General features: G+C 56.7%; 17 protein-coding genes. 12 read left to right on the forward strand and 5 right to left on the reverse strand.

The genetic code is table 11. From position 1 onward, the window contains the following. Positions 1-75 precede the first annotated feature (75 nt). Complete coding sequence (gene mscL, locus ACT3RP_RS15565; protein WP_096276996.1) at positions 76-591, forward strand: large-conductance mechanosensitive channel protein MscL; 516 nt, start codon at positions 76-78, stop codon at positions 589-591. A gap of 55 nt (positions 592-646) precedes the next feature. Here the strand turns inward: mscL and ACT3RP_RS15570 are convergent, their stop codons facing one another. Together ACT3RP_RS15570 and ACT3RP_RS15575 are read right to left on the reverse strand one after the other, a co-directional pair. After that, positions 647-1,909 (reverse strand): heme biosynthesis HemY N-terminal domain-containing protein, encoded by a 1,263-nt coding sequence (locus tag ACT3RP_RS15570; RefSeq protein ID WP_096276999.1) that lies wholly within the window; start codon positions 1,907-1,909, stop codon positions 647-649. Further along, entirely contained in the window at positions 1,906-2,901 is a 996-nt protein-coding gene (locus ACT3RP_RS15575) for a uroporphyrinogen-III C-methyltransferase (RefSeq protein ID WP_255249082.1), read from the reverse strand. The genes ACT3RP_RS15570 and ACT3RP_RS15575 overlap by 4 nt, the downstream gene beginning before the upstream one ends. Before the next feature lie 4 nt (positions 2,902-2,905). Between ACT3RP_RS15575 and ACT3RP_RS15580 the strand changes: the two genes are divergently transcribed. After that, the gene (locus ACT3RP_RS15580; RefSeq protein ID WP_483394136.1) at positions 2,906-3,238 is read left to right on the forward strand and encodes a hypothetical protein; all 333 of its coding nucleotides are present in this window, start codon (positions 2,906-2,908) and stop codon (positions 3,236-3,238) included. Between the two features lie 165 nt (positions 3,239-3,403). Here ACT3RP_RS15580 and ACT3RP_RS15585 read toward each other — a convergent pair whose 3' ends face one another. Further along, positions 3,404-4,183 (reverse strand): uroporphyrinogen-III synthase, encoded by a 780-nt coding sequence (locus ACT3RP_RS15585; RefSeq protein WP_483394137.1) that lies wholly within the window; start codon positions 4,181-4,183, stop codon positions 3,404-3,406. Next, positions 4,180-5,124, reverse strand: coding sequence for a hydroxymethylbilane synthase (hemC, locus tag ACT3RP_RS15590; RefSeq protein ID WP_192536015.1), 945 nt, complete (start codon positions 5,122-5,124; stop codon positions 4,180-4,182). Before hemC ends, ACT3RP_RS15585 begins: the two co-directional genes overlap by 4 nt. A gap of 159 nt (positions 5,125-5,283) precedes the next feature. On the opposite strand from hemC, the gene argH reads away from it, so the two are divergent. The 7 genes from argH to ACT3RP_RS15625 are packed head-to-tail and all read left to right on the forward strand — an operon-like array spanning position 5,284 to position 11,333. Next, a complete protein-coding gene (gene argH, locus ACT3RP_RS15595) occupies positions 5,284-6,690 on the forward strand; it encodes an argininosuccinate lyase (RefSeq protein ID WP_483394138.1) in 1,407 nt (468 codons plus the stop codon). Further along, positions 6,687-6,830 carry an LPS translocon maturation chaperone LptM gene (lptM, locus tag ACT3RP_RS15600; protein WP_096277011.1) on the forward strand — a complete coding sequence of 48 codons (144 nt, stop codon included), beginning with the start codon at positions 6,687-6,689 and terminating at the stop codon, positions 6,828-6,830. Before argH ends, lptM begins: the two co-directional genes overlap by 4 nt. Before the next feature lie 33 nt (positions 6,831-6,863). Beyond that, complete coding sequence (lysA, locus tag ACT3RP_RS15605) at positions 6,864-8,135, forward strand: diaminopimelate decarboxylase (protein WP_096277013.1); 1,272 nt, start codon at positions 6,864-6,866, stop codon at positions 8,133-8,135. Beyond that, complete coding sequence (gene dapF / locus ACT3RP_RS15610; protein WP_483394139.1) at positions 8,135-8,968, forward strand: diaminopimelate epimerase; 834 nt, start codon at positions 8,135-8,137, stop codon at positions 8,966-8,968. The genes lysA and dapF overlap by 1 nt, the downstream gene beginning before the upstream one ends. A gap of 16 nt (positions 8,969-8,984) precedes the next feature. After that, positions 8,985-9,695: a DUF484 family protein gene (locus tag ACT3RP_RS15615; protein WP_441684453.1), complete on the forward strand. Its 711-nt coding sequence runs from the start codon at positions 8,985-8,987 to the stop codon at positions 9,693-9,695. Continuing rightward, positions 9,688-10,599 carry a tyrosine recombinase XerC gene (locus ACT3RP_RS15620; RefSeq protein WP_096277019.1) on the forward strand — a complete coding sequence of 304 codons (912 nt, stop codon included), beginning with the start codon at positions 9,688-9,690 and terminating at the stop codon, positions 10,597-10,599. Before ACT3RP_RS15615 ends, ACT3RP_RS15620 begins: the two co-directional genes overlap by 8 nt. After that, entirely contained in the window at positions 10,596-11,333 is a 738-nt protein-coding gene (locus ACT3RP_RS15625) for an HAD family hydrolase (protein WP_096277021.1), read from the forward strand. Before ACT3RP_RS15620 ends, ACT3RP_RS15625 begins: the two co-directional genes overlap by 4 nt. An 8-nt stretch (positions 11,334-11,341) precedes the next feature. Here the strand turns inward: ACT3RP_RS15625 and yihA are convergent, their stop codons facing one another. Then, positions 11,342-11,980, reverse strand: a complete 639-nt coding sequence (gene yihA / locus ACT3RP_RS15630; RefSeq protein ID WP_096277023.1) for a ribosome biogenesis GTP-binding protein YihA/YsxC — start codon at positions 11,978-11,980, stop codon at positions 11,342-11,344. A gap of 248 nt (positions 11,981-12,228) precedes the next feature. Here yihA and ACT3RP_RS15635 point away from each other — a divergent pair, with 248 nt between their 5' ends. From ACT3RP_RS15635 to ACT3RP_RS15645, 3 genes are all read left to right on the forward strand, one after another. Further along, positions 12,229-12,855 (forward strand): c-type cytochrome, encoded by a 627-nt coding sequence (locus tag ACT3RP_RS15635; protein ID WP_441684451.1) that lies wholly within the window; start codon positions 12,229-12,231, stop codon positions 12,853-12,855. Positions 12,856-12,987: 132 nt separating this feature from the next. Beyond that, the gene (locus tag ACT3RP_RS15640) at positions 12,988-13,620 is read left to right on the forward strand and encodes a thiol:disulfide interchange protein DsbA/DsbL (protein ID WP_096277028.1); all 633 of its coding nucleotides are present in this window, start codon (positions 12,988-12,990) and stop codon (positions 13,618-13,620) included. A 14-nt stretch (positions 13,621-13,634) separates the two neighbouring features. Continuing rightward, positions 13,635-14,480, forward strand: coding sequence for an endonuclease/exonuclease/phosphatase family protein (locus ACT3RP_RS15645; RefSeq protein ID WP_255249083.1), 846 nt, complete (start codon positions 13,635-13,637; stop codon positions 14,478-14,480). Positions 14,481-14,561: the final 81 nt, after the last annotated feature.

Genomic DNA, 14,561 nt, shown 5'->3' on the forward strand with positions numbered 1-14,561 from the left:
TAAGGCATTGAGCCAAAAGGTTTTACATCTAAAAACGCTATAATCTAATAAGCTAAGCAATGAAAGGAGATATCAATGGCCAAGCTTTTCAAGGAGTTCCGCGAGTTTGCGGTTAAAGGTAACGTTGTGGATATGGCGGTGGGGATCATTATCGGCGGCGCTTTTACGCTGATCGTACAAAGCCTCGTCAAGGATGTAATGAATCCTATTATCGGCCTACTGGTGGGGGGAGTCGATTTCTCCAACCTCTTTGTCGTGCTCAGTCAGGGCGCCGTTGCAGGCCCTTATCCCACCTTGGCGGCCGCTCAGGTGGCCGGAGCAGTCACCCTAAACGTTGGGCTATTTATCAATGCGGTGGTCAGCTTCACGATTGTGGCTTTCGTTGTTTTTATGCTGGTAAGAACGATTAACCGCTTAAAGCGTGAAGAGGTGGAATCACCCAAAAGCCCGGTTGAGAAGCCCTGCCCGCACTGCCTCATGACCGTGCCTATCAAAGCCACTCGCTGCGGCCACTGCACCTCCGAGTTGCCTGTACCCACAGAGGCAGAACAGCAGTCTCTTAATACAGCGTCGACGCCATTACAATCTTAATGGTTCGTTATAAAAACGGGTGCCCAAAAGGGCACCCGTTTTTATGCAGCTTACTTTAAGCGCGTTTTTTAGCTACTTTCGTGTCAGGGGTTTGGCTATCACTGGCATCGCTTGGCTGGGGCAGCGAGGGCAGCGATTTAGCCAGCATTTCAACGCTGTGACGATAGTACAGCTGGCTCTTGTTGTGTTCACCCATACTGGCGTAAAGACGGGCAAGCTCGGCGCATACCTCACCGTTGGGGCGCTGGCGCTGGCTGGCTTCGAAGTATTCCAGCGCTTTTTCCCATTTGCCGGTGCGCAGAGACAGCCGGCCACAGGTCAATAGTAGCTCCGGATCATTAGGTCGCTCTTGCAGCCATTTCTCTGCTTTTGCCAACTGTCGTGCTGGGTCAACCTTCAGCAGGCCGTAGCGTTTTACTAAGCGTGCATCCCAGTGATGGTCCAGCGAATGATTAAGCAGGCGCTCGGCAATAAACTCTTCATTGGCTTGAATCAGTGCTTCGCAATAAATAGCGATAAGCTCCGTATTGCCGCGCATATAGTCAGGCATATCCGCCCACAGCCCACGCACACGCTCAACGTTGGTTGGGTTTTTGGCTTCAAAGATAATCAGCTCACGGTAAGCTTTAAACTCTAGCTGCTCGCGCTCTGATTGAGAAATCAGCTTTTGCGCCGCCAGCCGTGGAATCAAACGCCGCAGGCCTTCCCAGTCGTTGACGCTCACATGCACCTGTTTCAGCAGCTTGAGCACCTGCGGGTGGTTAGAAAGCTTTTTGTCCAGTCGATTCAAAATCGCCAGGGCTTCTTCGGGCTGCTGGCGCTCAATCATCATTTGCGCCTGCATTAGGCCAACGGCCGTATCCGCGCCTTGCGTTGAAAGCTGTGCCTGGTTGAGGTGCTCTTGAGACTTAGCGTGGTTGCCTTGGTAGTGGGCGGCCAGCGCCGCTGATAGGTAATTAACCAGCGGCGTACTGGAATCATCGGCAGCGTTAGCCAAGGTTTTCTCGGCTTTTTTCCAACGACCTTCGGTTAGCGCGACGAGGCCACGCACAGTGCGCTGCATAGCGCGGCGATTGCGTGCACGACTGTTCCAACTGCGAAAACGGCCCATCGGGCGAATGATGCCGCTTAGCAAGCGCAGGACGAAATGAAGGACAATAAACGCGGCAAACAGCAATACCAGGCCAAACCAAAACGAGGTTTGTATGGAGGAATCGCCAACGCGGATAAGCCAGTAGCCGGGCACCGCCATCATCATCTGCCCAAATAGGGCACCGACGGCAAGGCCAGCGACAATCAGCAGAACAAGCTTTCTCATGCATCACCTCCGCTTTGGCCACGCGTTTCATGGCGGTTCTCAATAAAACGCGTGAGTTCCTGCTGAGAAGCGCTGATATCCGGCAGCTCCGGCTTTATCTCGGTCTGCTGAAGCTCTTGAAGGCGCGCGATAACATTTTGCGTTTCTTCGCGGTCGGTATCGTAATAGTCGTTCAGAAGCCCCAGTGCTTTATCAAGGCTGGCCTGATACAGGTCCTGCTCTTCTTTTAGCAGCGCTAGCTGGGATTGCTCCAAGATTAAGCGCAGGCTCTGGCGCAGGTACGACTCTTGCTCGGGCGTCACAAGTGCTTCCAGCGCTTCATCGTGATGGCGAATCACCACCAAGTCTTTCAGCTCTTGACCGAAGCGTGCTAACTGGCGCTGGAACGTACCGGTCGGTGGCTGTTCGATGCCGGAAGTGACTGCGCGTTCTTCAATCTCTTGCGAAAGCCGCAGGTTGGCAACCTGCTCCTGCTGAGCATTCAGCGCTAAGTAGAGGCCGGTGCGGTCAACCTGGGGTACGCCATCAAGGGCGGCTAGCTCATTGGCAATCTCGCGGCGTACCGGCGTCAACGCGGGATTTTCCGCATCGACAAGGCGCGCGTCAGCGGTGCGCAGCAGCGCCGCAGCGCCGTTAACATCGCCCTCTAACTGCAGACGTTGATTCGCTAGGCGCAGCAGATACGCGGCTTCGGCATGCAGCCAATCGCGCTCGTCGGTGTCCTGCTCCTGGGAAAGTTGATCCAGCACCTGGCCCAAGGTCTCATCGACTTCGCTACGGTAGCTGCCAAATTCGTCGCGCAGCTCGCTGAGCGTACCTTGCAGGGCCTCATCGCGCTCTGCTTCGCCGCCGTCTAGGCGCGACGCCAGATCGCTCACCGACTGTTGCGATGCATTACTTTCGGTCTGCTGGGTCAGTTCATCAATACGCTGCTGCTGGTTCTCAAGGCGCTGCCAGCCCTGCCAGGCGACGAGGGCCAATACGATAGCCACGATAATGACCAGCACAATAGCGAAGAGGCCGCCCTTACCGCCACCGCTGCCTTTACCCGTATTGCTGGGCGGTGGCGTACCACCGGACGAAGATTTTGATGGCGTTGGTTTTGGGGGTGTCGGCGTTGCTGATGCCGTGCTGGGTGATGATGCGGTACTTTGTGCGGGCGAAGGTGAACTTGTGGCCTGGGAAGATGAACTTGGCGCGGCAGTGCCTGTCGACGAGGGTGTGGCCGCCGTGCTGGCTGCCGACGAAGCTGCGCTGTTGGCGCCGCCTTTTCCACGCCGCCGCGAACGATGGTTGTTAGCACCACTTTGGTTATTAGCACCGCTTTGAGGGGGCGGCGGTGAACTCGGCGGTGTAGTCGGCGTGCTGGGCTCAGACGTGCGGCTAGTCGCAGCGGCCGTGTCGGTCGTTTTAGGGATGCCTTGAGAGGCATCGGCGGATGTCGGTTGAACATCGCCCTGATCATTTACTTGTTTGCTCATCTGTCGCTAGCCCTTAGTAAGTTCCTTGATCGACATCGGCACCCTGTGGGTCGCAAGTCTCCAACGCCGCTATCAACGCAGCCGACGTTGCTCCAGACGCCACCTTGAGGTTACAAAAACCTAGTATGCCAGCCAGTGTAGCCAAACGGCGACTGGAAACGATTAGCGGTTGGTTGAAAGCCGCCTGATTGCACCATTTTGCCAGATGTTCCAGCAGTTCGCTGCTGGTGACGATCAACGCCCGATAATTACCTGAAAATAAATACGCCTGTAGGGCGGGTGCAAGGGGCTGAAGCGTACGTCGGTAAACGGCGATGCGGCTTACCTTTGCTCCCCGCGCGGTGAGCGTTTCTGCCAGCAGAGTTCTGCCGCCTTCACCTGCCACTAATAGAATACGCTGATGCGCCAGCTGCTGCAGCGACGCCAGTGCCAGCAGCGCTTCGCTGGTGTCTTCCCTCGCATCGGCTCGGGGCACGTGTACGCGCACACCCAGCTGATCATAAAGCGTGCTCGCGGTAGCGCTACCGACGCTGTAGTAGTCAATCCCCACGGGAAGCTGCGGCCAGTAGCGGTCTAATGCCTCGGCCAAGCAAACGGCGGCGAAGGGGCTAATAACGATTATCTTATGGTACTGATCAATATCTAGCCATGTGCTTCGCATGGCAGCATTTTCTGGCAACGTTTCCAGCTGCATCACATTGAGTGATTCAACGCTTCCGCCCTGGCCGCGTAGCGCCGCGGCGAGCGCTTCTCCGCGCTCACCAGGGCGGCAGATCAGTACTGGCTGGCTCATATTTCTCGACCGTAAACCTCTTCCAAAATATCACCTGCGCCTTGGTCGAGCAGGTCTTCTGCAACGCGAATGCCCAGCGCCTCAGGCTCATGCATTGAGCCGCTGCCTTCGGCGCGAAGCACTTCTGTACCCTCTGGGTTTCCCACTAAGCCGCGTAGCCACAGCGTTTCGTTGGCAAGGTCTAGCACTGCGTGTCCGGCGATAGGCACCTGACAGCCACCGTCGAGTCGTGTATTCATCGCTCTTTCTGCGCGTACCCGAGTGGCAGTGTCAGGATCATCCAGTGGTGCGAGCAGGTTGATAAGCTCAGGATCATGCAGGCGGCACTCAATGCCTAGCGCGCCTTGACCACAGGCAGGCAGGCATACTTCCGGCGGCAACGCCTGGGCAATTCGCGCGTTCAGGCCCAACCGTTGTAGACCGGAAGTGGCGAGAATAATGGCATCAAAATCGCCGGCGTCTAATTTGGCGAGTCGTGTTTGCACGTTGCCGCGCAGATTAAGAATTTGTAGGTCAGGACGGACTTCGCGCATTTGCAGACCACGGCGCAGGCTAGCAGTGCCAATGCTCGCCCCTTCAGGCAGCTCATCGAGGCTTGCGTAGTGGTTAGACACAAACGCATCGGTAGGGTCGGCCCCTTCCAAAATGATCGAGAGGCCTAATCCTTCAGGAAAGTTCATCGGTACGTCCTTCATGGAGTGGACGGCAATATCGGCACGGCCATCAAGCATCGCATCTTCAAGTTCTTTAACGAACAGTCCTTTCCCACCAATCTTAGAAAGAGGCGTATCGATTATTTTATCGCCCTTAGTAGAAAGGGGAACAAGTTCGACCTCAAGGCCGCTGTGCTCTGCCATTAAGCGGTCACGAACGTACTCAGCCTGCCACATGGCCAGTTGGCTTTTACGCGTGGCAATGCGCAATTTGGTAATTGATAGCACGTTATTCTCCCCTATACCGCAGACACGGCGACTCACACTATGATACCCCTATCATAAAGCACCGGGCGCCACAGTAAAAACGGCATGCCGCTGAGCGGGACGACTCTGGTACACTTTCCGTCAACGACTCCATTGTTTTGTCAGCAGGATATATCTCCGATGAGCCAAGTTACGAATCAGTCTTGGGGCGGTCGCTTTAGCGAGCCCACCGATGCCTTTGTTGCCCGTTTTACCGCGTCTGTCACCTTTGATCAGCGCCTAGCCCGCCAGGATATTCAGGGCTCCATCGCCCATGCCACCATGCTGGCCCGCGTAGACGTACTGACCGATGACGAGCGCGACGCCATTATCAACGGCCTGAACGAAATTCAGGGCGAGATCGAGCGCGGCGAATTCAACTGGTCGGTGCCGCTTGAAGACGTGCACATGAACATCGAGGCGCGGCTGACCGACAAGATTGGTATTACCGGCAAGAAGCTGCACACCGGGCGTTCGCGCAACGACCAGGTAGCCACCGATATTCGCCTGTTCATGCGCGATGAAATCGACGTCATTGAAGTAGAGCTTAAGCGCCTGCGCGAAGGCATGATTGAGCTGGCTGATCGTGAAGCCGATACGATTATGCCGGGCTTTACTCACCTGCAAACGGCTCAGCCGGTAACGTTCGGCCACCATATTTTAGCGTGGCAAGAAATGCTGTCGCGGGATCATGAGCGTCTGTTGGATTGTCGCAAGCGCGTCAACGTGATGCCGCTGGGCGCCGCTGCCCTAGCGGGAACGACCTATCCGATTGATCGCCACGTCACCGCAGAGCTTCTAGGCTTTGATCGCCCGGCGGAAAATTCGCTAGACGCCGTGTCAGATCGTGACTTCGCGATCGAATTCACAAGCTTTGCCAGCATTTTGTTGATGCATCTATCGCGCATGAGCGAAGAGCTGGTGCTGTGGACCAGCGCTCAGTTCAACTTTATCGACCTGCCCGACCGCTTCTGCACCGGCTCATCCATTATGCCGCAGAAGAAAAACCCGGACGTGCCCGAGCTGGTGCGCGGCAAAACCGGCCGTGTGTACGGCCATTTAATGGCGCTGCTGACGCTGATGAAATCCCAGCCGTTGGCTTACAATAAAGACAACCAAGAAGATAAAGAGCCGCTGTTTGACGCTGTGGATACCGTGCGCGACTGCTTGAAAGCCTTCGCCGATATGGTGCCTGCCATTGAGCCGAAAAAAACCAGCATGTATGAAGCGGCGCGGCGTGGGTTTTCGACCGCGACGGATCTTGCCGATTACCTGGTTCGCAAAGGTGTTGCTTTCCGCGATGCCCATGAAATTGTCGGTCACTCGGTGGCCTACGGTCTTAAAACGGAAAAAGACCTCTCTGAAATGAGTCTTGATGAGCTCAAGCAGTTCTCCGACATCATTGAGCAGGATGTTTTCGAGGTGTTGACCCTTGAAGGTTCAGTGGCCGCGCGTAATCACATTGGCGGCACCGCACCGAATCAAGTGCGTGCTGCTGCCCAGCGCGCGCGCGATGCGCTGAGCGCACTCAAGGCGGGTGCTGCATGAAAACGTTAGCACTGATGGTACTGCTGGTGGCAAGCCTGGCCGGTTTAGCCGGCTGTGGGCAAAAAGGGCCGCTTTATCTGCCGGACGATGCGCCCGCCATCGAACAGTCTGACGAGCAGCCTAGCCGCGCGGCTGAATAGAGCGCCGTTGGCCTAGGAAAAGGGGAGAGTCACATGGATTATTTTAACTACCGCGATGGCGTGCTGTACGCCGAAGATGTGCCGCTGTCACGGATTGCTAACGAACACGGCACGCCTTGCTACGTCTATTCAAAAGCGACCTTTGAACGTCATTTTCGGGCCTATACTGAAGCGCTGGGCAGTCATCCGCATCTGATTTGTTACGCAGTAAAAGCCAACTCTAACTTGGCGGTGCTGGGACTGCTCGCCAAGCTTGGCGCAGGGTTTGATATTGTCTCGATCGGCGAACTTGAACGCGTGCTTAAAGCCGGCGGTGATCCGGCTAAGGTGGTGTTTTCCGGCGTAGCCAAGCAGCCCCACGAAATGGTCCGCGCGCTAGATGTGGGCATTAAGTGTTTTAACGTCGAGTCGCGCCCAGAGCTTGAGCGTTTAAATCGCGTTGCGGGCGAGCAGGGCAAGGTGGCGCCGGTGTCTCTGCGGGTCAACCCAGACGTTGACGCGGGTACGCACCCGTATATCTCGACGGGTTTGAAAGATAATAAGTTTGGCATCTCGATAGACGAAGCGTTGGCGGCCTATGAGCTAGCCGCCAGTTTGCCTAATCTTCAGGTCAAAGGGTTGGACTGCCATATCGGTTCGCAGCTAACTGAAACGGCTCCGTTCTTGGATGCACTGGAGCGGCTGCTGGTACTGATGGAGCGCCTGCGTGAGCGAGGCATCGAAATTGATCACCTCGACTTAGGCGGCGGTTTGGGCGTCACCTATCGCGATGAAAAGCCACCCCAGCCGTTTGATTACGCTAGCCAGTTGTTGGCACGGCTATCGCGCTGGGAAGGTGGTGAAGCACTGACGCTACTGTTTGAGCCAGGACGCTCGATTGCTGCCAATGCTGGCGTAATGCTGACGCGCGTTGAGTTTCTCAAGCCCGGTGAGACCAAAAACTTCGCCATTGTGGATGCGGCGATGAACGATTTGATTCGCCCTGCGCTGTATCAAGCATGGCAAGCAATTGTGCCGGTCGACACCCGCGAGGCGCGCGAGACTGCGCTTTACGACGTGGTTGGCCCGGTATGCGAGACTGGCGACTTCCTGGGTAAAGAGCGCGAGCTTTCGATCGCGGAAGGCGACCTGCTGGCGGTGCGCTCGGCGGGCGCCTACGGCTTTGTGATGGCTTCAAACTACAATAGCCGTCCTCGCGCCGCGGAGCTTATGGTCGATGGCGACAGCTGCCATGTCGTCCGGGCGCGTGAAACCGTGGCGAGCCTGTGGGCCGGCGAAGCGTTGCTACCCGAAGGGGAACGCTGATGCTTCTGCACTTCACCAAAATGCATGGCTTGGGTAACGACTTTGTCATGGTGGATCTCGTGACGCAGCGCGCCCGGCTGGACGAGGCGCAAATTCGTGCGCTGGCAGACCGTCGTTTCGGCATCGGCTTTGACCAGCTGTTAGTGGTCGAGCCGCCCCGCGACCCGGACATGGATTTTCGCTACCGTATTTACAATGCGGATGGCAGTGAAGTGGAAAACTGCGGCAACGGAGCGCGCTGCTTTGCTCGCTTTGTACGCGATCAGCGGCTGACGCATAAACATGAAATTCATGTGGAAACCGCGGGCGGACCGCTGGTATTAACCGTGCAGCTTGATGGAATGGTGCGTGTTGCTATGGGGCGTCCGCGGTTTAGCCCCCTGGCTTTGCCCTTTGATGCGCCGGGCGACCAGCCGCTGCACCGGCTAGATGTGGGCGATGACACGCTGCAGATTGGCGTCGTCTCAATGGGCAATCCCCATGCGGTGCTGCAGGTCGAAAGCGTTGATAGCGCGCCGGTCGAGCGGCTTGGGCCGTTGGTTGAGGCGCATCCTCGTTTTGCTAAGCGTGTTAACGTAGGCTTTATGCAGGTACTCTCACCTAGCGAAATACGCCTGCGCGTCTATGAGCGCGGCAGCGGCGAAACGCTAGCCTGCGGTACGGGTGCCTGCGCGGCAGTGGCCAGCGGCATTCGTCAGGGGCTGCTGAAAAGCCCTGTGAAAGTGCATTTACCCGGTGGCGAACTCAGCATTGAATGGCCCGACCCTGAAGGGTCGCTGACAATGGTGGGACCGGCTACGCGCGTCTTTGATGGCCGTGTAGCACTCAATTAACTCGAGGAGAACGGCGATGTCACAAGCCCCCGAACCCCGCAAAACGCTCGATCCTGATCAAGTGGCGTTCTGGCTGGCGCGGCATCCCGATTTTTTCGTGGGTCGTGAAGGGTTATTGCAGCAGCTGCAAGTGCCGCATCCCAATATTGAGGGAGCTGTGTCGCTGCTGGAGCGGCTGGTATTTGATCTGCGTAAGCGTGCTGAAACCGCCGAGGATCGTTTAGAGCACTTGTTAGAAACCGCTCGCCATAACGAGTCTCAGTATCGTCGGCTACGCGAAACGCTGATTGCATTGGTTGAGGCTCAAGACCGCGATGCATTGGCACAGGCGCTGGCGACTCAGCTGAGTGAGCGCTTTGAAACCCCTGCCATGGCGCTGTGGTGCCCAGCCACGTTAAGCGATGCCGAGCCGCAGCCGCCCCAGCCGCCGCGCCACGTGTTAGACCAGCATGCTAGTGCGCGTCTAGCCGCTATGTTGGATGGCCGCACTAGCCGCTGCGTTAAGCTCAGCGTTAGCGATTGGAAGTGTTTGCTGCCCCATGTTAAAGCACCGCGCAAAGCCGGCTCGTGCGCTATCTCGCGCCTCTCTGCTGGCGACCCACTTGGCTACTTGGTGCTGGCAAGTCCCAGCCCCGATGCCTATCGAGCCAGCATGGACACGCTGTTCACCGAGTATCTAGGCGATATCGTTGCGCGCCTGCTGATACGTCTAGGCGATCATGGCTAAGCCATCATCTATTGCAGATCGCATTGAGACATTTTTAGCGGCGCTGGCGGCCCATGCCAGCCCGGCGACCGTGGCGGCCTATCAGCATGACCTAGCGGCGCTATGTACCTTCACGAATCGCCGTGATGTCACAGATCCAGCTGCGCTAGACACCGCCCTGCTACGCGCCTTTTTGGGCGCAGAACGCAGCCGGGGCTTGGCGCCCCGAAGCCTGGCGCGGCGCCGGGCAGCGCTGTCACGCTTTGCGGATTATCTGGTCAAACAGGGCGTGCTGGTGGATAACCCGGTGGGGCTGTTACGCACTCCGAAGCAGCCAAGCCATCTGCCGCGCCCGGTTGATGTCGATGCGCTGGCACGTTTTCTAGATACCCCTCACGACGGCTCACCGCTGGGCACTCGCGATCAAGCCATTCTTGAGCTGTTTTATTCCAGCGGCCTGCGTTTAGCCGAGCTTGCTGCGCTGGACTTGGGTGATTTGCAAAGCAGCCGAGTGAGGGTCATCGGTAAAGGAGGCAAGCCGCGCCAAGTACCGGTTGGGCGCCGAGCCCAGCAGGCACTGATCGACTGGCTTGGCTGTCGTTCTGCGCTGGCGCCTGCGGGAGAGCTGGCTTTATTTGTTGGCCAGCGCGGTGCGCGGCTAGGGCATCGCGCTATTCAAAAGCGCTTAGCGCAGCTGTCACTTGCTCGCGGCTTGCCCGAGCATTTACATCCTCATCGGCTGCGACACTCTTTTGCCAGCCATCTGCTGGAATCAAGCCAAGACCTGCGCGCGGTACAAGAGTTATTAGGCCACGCTAATCTTTCGACGACCCAAATCTATACGCGGCTCGACTGGCAGCACCTGGCAACGAGCTACGATGCCGCTCATCCGCGCGCCAAACGCAGCCCTGGGAGTAAGCCATGACGGTGCTGAAGGCCATTACCTTCGATCTAGACGATACGTTGTGGGACAACCATGGCGTGATGTTACGCACTGAGGAAGGGCATTACCGCTGGCTGTTGGACGCGCTCAGGGCATGGCGTACTGCGCGTCAAGAGCCAGCCCTTGCGCTCGACCCGGTCAACGGCGGACAAGATTATCTGCAGCGTCGCTTACAGCTGGCTAAAGATGTGCCCGAACGGCGTGGCGACTTCACATGGCTGCGCTTACGCGCCCTGGAAGCTCAGTTAGAAGCTCAGGGTTTGACGCGCAGTGGCGCGTTGCTGTGGGCAGCTGCGGCGATGAACGAGTTTCATCGCCTGCGCATTCAGGTAACGCCTCATCCTGAAGCGACGGGGCTATTGACCGCATTGGCGGAGCGCTATCAGCTTGCCGCCATTACCAATGGCAATATCCATTTGGCGCGTCAGCCGCTGGCCGCTCACTTTCCTGTGGCCATTGCCGCGGGCGAGTTGCTGGCGCCCAAACCTGACCCCACGCCGTTTCTTACCGCGCTTGCACGCCTCAACGTCGCGCCAGAATGCGCGATGCACGTAGGTGACTCTTGGGAGGAAGACATTCTGCCTGCTCAGCAGCTGGGGATGCACGCCGTATGGATTGCCGCAGCGGGTGACGAGGTGCTGCCGCCGCGAGTGCATCGCATCGCCCATATTAAAGAGCTGCCCAGCGTGCTTAAGCTGCTAGAAAACGAAGTATAAGCGCCGAACTATTCAGGCGGCGTATGCAGCCACTGATCTAACTTCTTTGAAAGCGTGTCCACGCCGTCGCGTTTGAGCGATGAGAATAGCTGTACCGACACCAGGTCTTCCCACTCTTTGAGGCTCGAGCGTACTTTTTGCAATGCCGCGTTGGCAGGGCCTTTCTTTAGCTTGTCCGATTTGGTCAGCAGAATATGCACCGGCATTTCTCGCTGGTCGGCATAGCTGAGCATCATTTGATCGAACTCGGTCAGCGGATGACGTACATCCATCAACAGCACTAGCCCGCGCAGGCTAAAGCGGTTACGCAGATACTCTGCTAGGTGCTTTTGCCACTCCAGTTTGACTGACTCAGGTACCTTTGCGTAGCCGTAGCCCGGTAGATCGACCAGCCTTCTAGCGTCGTCGTTCATGACGCGGAAAAAGTTGATTAACTGGGTACGACCCGGCGTGCGAGAGGTTCTCGCCAGGGCATTCTGTTGCGTTAATGCATTGATAGCACTTGATTTTCCGGCATTCGAACGCCCGGCAAAAGCAACTTCTGCACCGGTATCGTCAGGGCATAGCGCTAGGGTAGGCGCGCTGATAACAAAACTTGCCGTGGGGTAGTTCAGCCGAGCGACAAGGCTATCATGAGGGGTAGACATGGATGTGATCCTGAAAAACGAACATAAAAGCGGCCTGCTCGGCGCACATGATACGAAAGACAGAGCATAGAGCAGTGCCGCGACGAGTGACCCCTAAAGCAGCCCAGGGTTTTGATTCCCGCCGCCAGGGGTGATTCGTTATAATGCCAGCGGTATATCTCTGCGAGCTGAGGCGCTAGTGTACCATCGCGCTCTAGTCGGCAGCGACCAGCACATTCGTCAAATATAAACCGCTATGTGGAAGGGTAATGAGACAGTTACTGGCAAGCTTGGCCATTGCTATGGCCGTTGGCGTCGCGCACGCCCAAGCGGACTTCCAGGCCGATGCGGATGCATCCGCTGGCCGCGAGCGGGCGCAGACGTGCGCTGCTTGCCATGGTCAAACCGGTATTAGCCCGGCGAGCGCCTTCCCTCACTTGGCAGGTCAACAAATGTCTTATCTGGCCAAGCAGATCATCGATATTCGTGATGGCGATCGCTTGGTGCCGCAAATGGCCGGTCAAGTGGACAGTTATTCAGACCAGGATGCGTGGGATGTTGCGGCGTTTCTCGCCGGATTAGACACCCATATTGGGCAAGCGAGCGATGAGGATGCCAACTTGCTGGCCCGTGGCGAAGAACTTTACCGCGCGGGTGATCTGTCTAAGGGCATACCCGCTTGTTCAGCCTGCCATTCGCCCACTGGCGTTGGTATCGGCAGTGCCGTTTACCCCGGGCTTTCTGGCCAGTATGCGCAGTACACGGTCGCGACGCTGCAGGCGTTCGCTGCCGGTGAGCGTGACAATGACCCTAATAATATGATGCAAGATATTGCCGCCAAGATGAGCGATAACGATATGCAAGCCGTCGCTAACTATTTGTTAGGCCTGAACTAGCCTTTGGGAGCCTAAACGATTTTTTGTCAGGATTGCGAAACCTTGTCGGGCGCTAGTAATGTGTCGTAGAGGAGGGAACTCGCTACTATAGTGACTGTCACATCCTTCGCTTACCCATGGAGAATACACGCAATGTTTAAAACGCTAATGGTCGCAATGGCTGGCCTCGGACTTTCTGCGGCGGTGAGTGCCCAGGAACTAGTAGCAGGCCAGCAGTATGAGCTTCTTGAGACGCCGGTAGAAACGAACGTTGAAGACGGCCAAATTGAAGTGACCGAAGTATTCTGGTTTGGTTGCCCGCACTGCTACCGTCTGCAAACGCCGGTTAATGAGTGGTACGAAACACTCGACGATGACGTCAGCGTAGTGCATATGCCTGCCACCATGGGCGGCGATTGGAATACCCATGCGACCGCTTTCTATGCGGCTGAATCGCTGGGTATCGAAGATGAGCTGCACGCAGATTTCTTTAATGCCATTCATCAGGAAAAGCAGTCACTAACCGACCCTGATGATATCGCTGAGTTCTTTGCCAACTATGGCGTGAGTGAAGAAGAAGCGAAACAAGCGCTAACGGCGTTTAGTGTACGTAGTGAAGTGAACAAGGCCAACAGCCGTATGCGCGAAATGCGCCTAATGGGCGTGCCGGCCCTGGTGGTTGACGGCCGCTATGTCGTGACGCCTAGTTCTGCTGGCAGCCTTGAAAACATGCCGCAGGTTGCGGATGAGTTGATTAAGCAAGTGCGTGCTGAGCGCGCAGAATAACGGTGTCAAATGAAGTGAAGGCTGATAAGACAGCGAGCGTCACGAGCACCCATAAGCCGCTGTTAGAAGATGGTCATTTGCGCCTGCTGACGTTCAATCTGCAGGTGGGCATTCAGACGTCTGCTTATCATCACTATCTCACTCGTAGCTGGCAGCACTTTCTGCCTAATCGGAAACGGGTGAAACGCCTGGATGTGATGAGCGACGTGCTGGGCCAGTTTGATGTCGTCGGTCTGCAGGAAGCCGACGGCGGCAGCTTTCGCTCCAGCCGCATCAACCAGGTGGAATACCTGGCGGCTAAGGCCGGATTTCCTCATCACTTCAAGCAATTGAACCGAAATCTTGGGCACCTTGCCCAGCACAGCAACGGGCTGCTTTCGCGTCTCGTGCCCACCAAAATTGAAGAGCACCGCCTGCCCGGGACCTTGCCTGGGCGTGGTGCCATTCACGTGCGTTTTGGTAACGGGCCGGATGCGTTACATATTTTTGTCGCACATTTGGCGCTTAGCCATCGTGGCCGGGTGCGCCAGCTTAACTACTTAAGCGAGATCATCCAGCCACTGCGGCATGTGGTGGTGATGGGCGATCTGAATTGCACTCCGGCTCAGCTGCACGCCCATGAGCGATTCAGCACCTCGTTGCCGCTGCATCCCGTTACACCTTTATTGAGCTACCCATCGTGGCAGCCCAGGCAAGCGTTGGATCACATTTTGCTATCGCAAACCCTGGAGGCCGCTGAGGTGCGGGTAATGGATCACCTGTTTTCGGATCACTTGCCGATTGCGGTTGATTTACCCTTACCAGCCGCCTGCCTACTGGCTATTAAAAAGGCGACACCCGCACCCAGCGCAACTCAATAAGCTGCTAAGAGCAATTTAGGCCGCTTTATGGCCCACCCAGACCTTTTTAGGGATGACGTTCGGCCCAGAATCAGCGATGAT

Source organism: Halomonas sp. AOP5-B2-8 (assembly GCF_052376475.1).
Lineage (GTDB): Bacteria > Pseudomonadota > Gammaproteobacteria > Pseudomonadales > Halomonadaceae > Vreelandella > Vreelandella casei.

Coding starts and splice junctions, on each gene's coding strand:
- ACT3RP_RS15635 (WP_441684451.1), top strand. CDS start 12,229: ATGAGACAGTTACTGGCAAGCTTGGCCATTGCTATGGCCGTTGGCGTC.
- yihA (WP_096277023.1), bottom strand. CDS start 11,980: ATGTCTACCCCTCATGATAGCCTTGTCGCTCGGCTGAACTACCCCACG.
- ACT3RP_RS15625 (WP_096277021.1), top strand. CDS start 10,596: ATGACGGTGCTGAAGGCCATTACCTTCGATCTAGACGATACGTTGTGG.
- ACT3RP_RS15620 (WP_096277019.1), top strand. CDS start 9,688: ATGGCTAAGCCATCATCTATTGCAGATCGCATTGAGACATTTTTAGCG.
- mscL (WP_096276996.1), top strand. CDS start 76: ATGGCCAAGCTTTTCAAGGAGTTCCGCGAGTTTGCGGTTAAAGGTAAC.
- lysA (WP_096277013.1), top strand. CDS start 6,864: ATGGATTATTTTAACTACCGCGATGGCGTGCTGTACGCCGAAGATGTG.
- ACT3RP_RS15615 (WP_441684453.1), top strand. CDS start 8,985: ATGTCACAAGCCCCCGAACCCCGCAAAACGCTCGATCCTGATCAAGTG.
- lptM (WP_096277011.1), top strand. CDS start 6,687: ATGAAAACGTTAGCACTGATGGTACTGCTGGTGGCAAGCCTGGCCGGT.
- ACT3RP_RS15570 (WP_096276999.1), bottom strand. CDS start 1,909: ATGAGAAAGCTTGTTCTGCTGATTGTCGCTGGCCTTGCCGTCGGTGCC.
- ACT3RP_RS15585 (WP_483394137.1), bottom strand. CDS start 4,183: ATGAGCCAGCCAGTACTGATCTGCCGCCCTGGTGAGCGCGGAGAAGCG.
- dapF (WP_483394139.1), top strand. CDS start 8,135: ATGCTTCTGCACTTCACCAAAATGCATGGCTTGGGTAACGACTTTGTC.
- ACT3RP_RS15640 (WP_096277028.1), top strand. CDS start 12,988: ATGTTTAAAACGCTAATGGTCGCAATGGCTGGCCTCGGACTTTCTGCG.
- ACT3RP_RS15580 (WP_483394136.1), top strand. CDS start 2,906: ATGACCAGCACAATAGCGAAGAGGCCGCCCTTACCGCCACCGCTGCCT.
- argH (WP_483394138.1), top strand. CDS start 5,284: ATGAGCCAAGTTACGAATCAGTCTTGGGGCGGTCGCTTTAGCGAGCCC.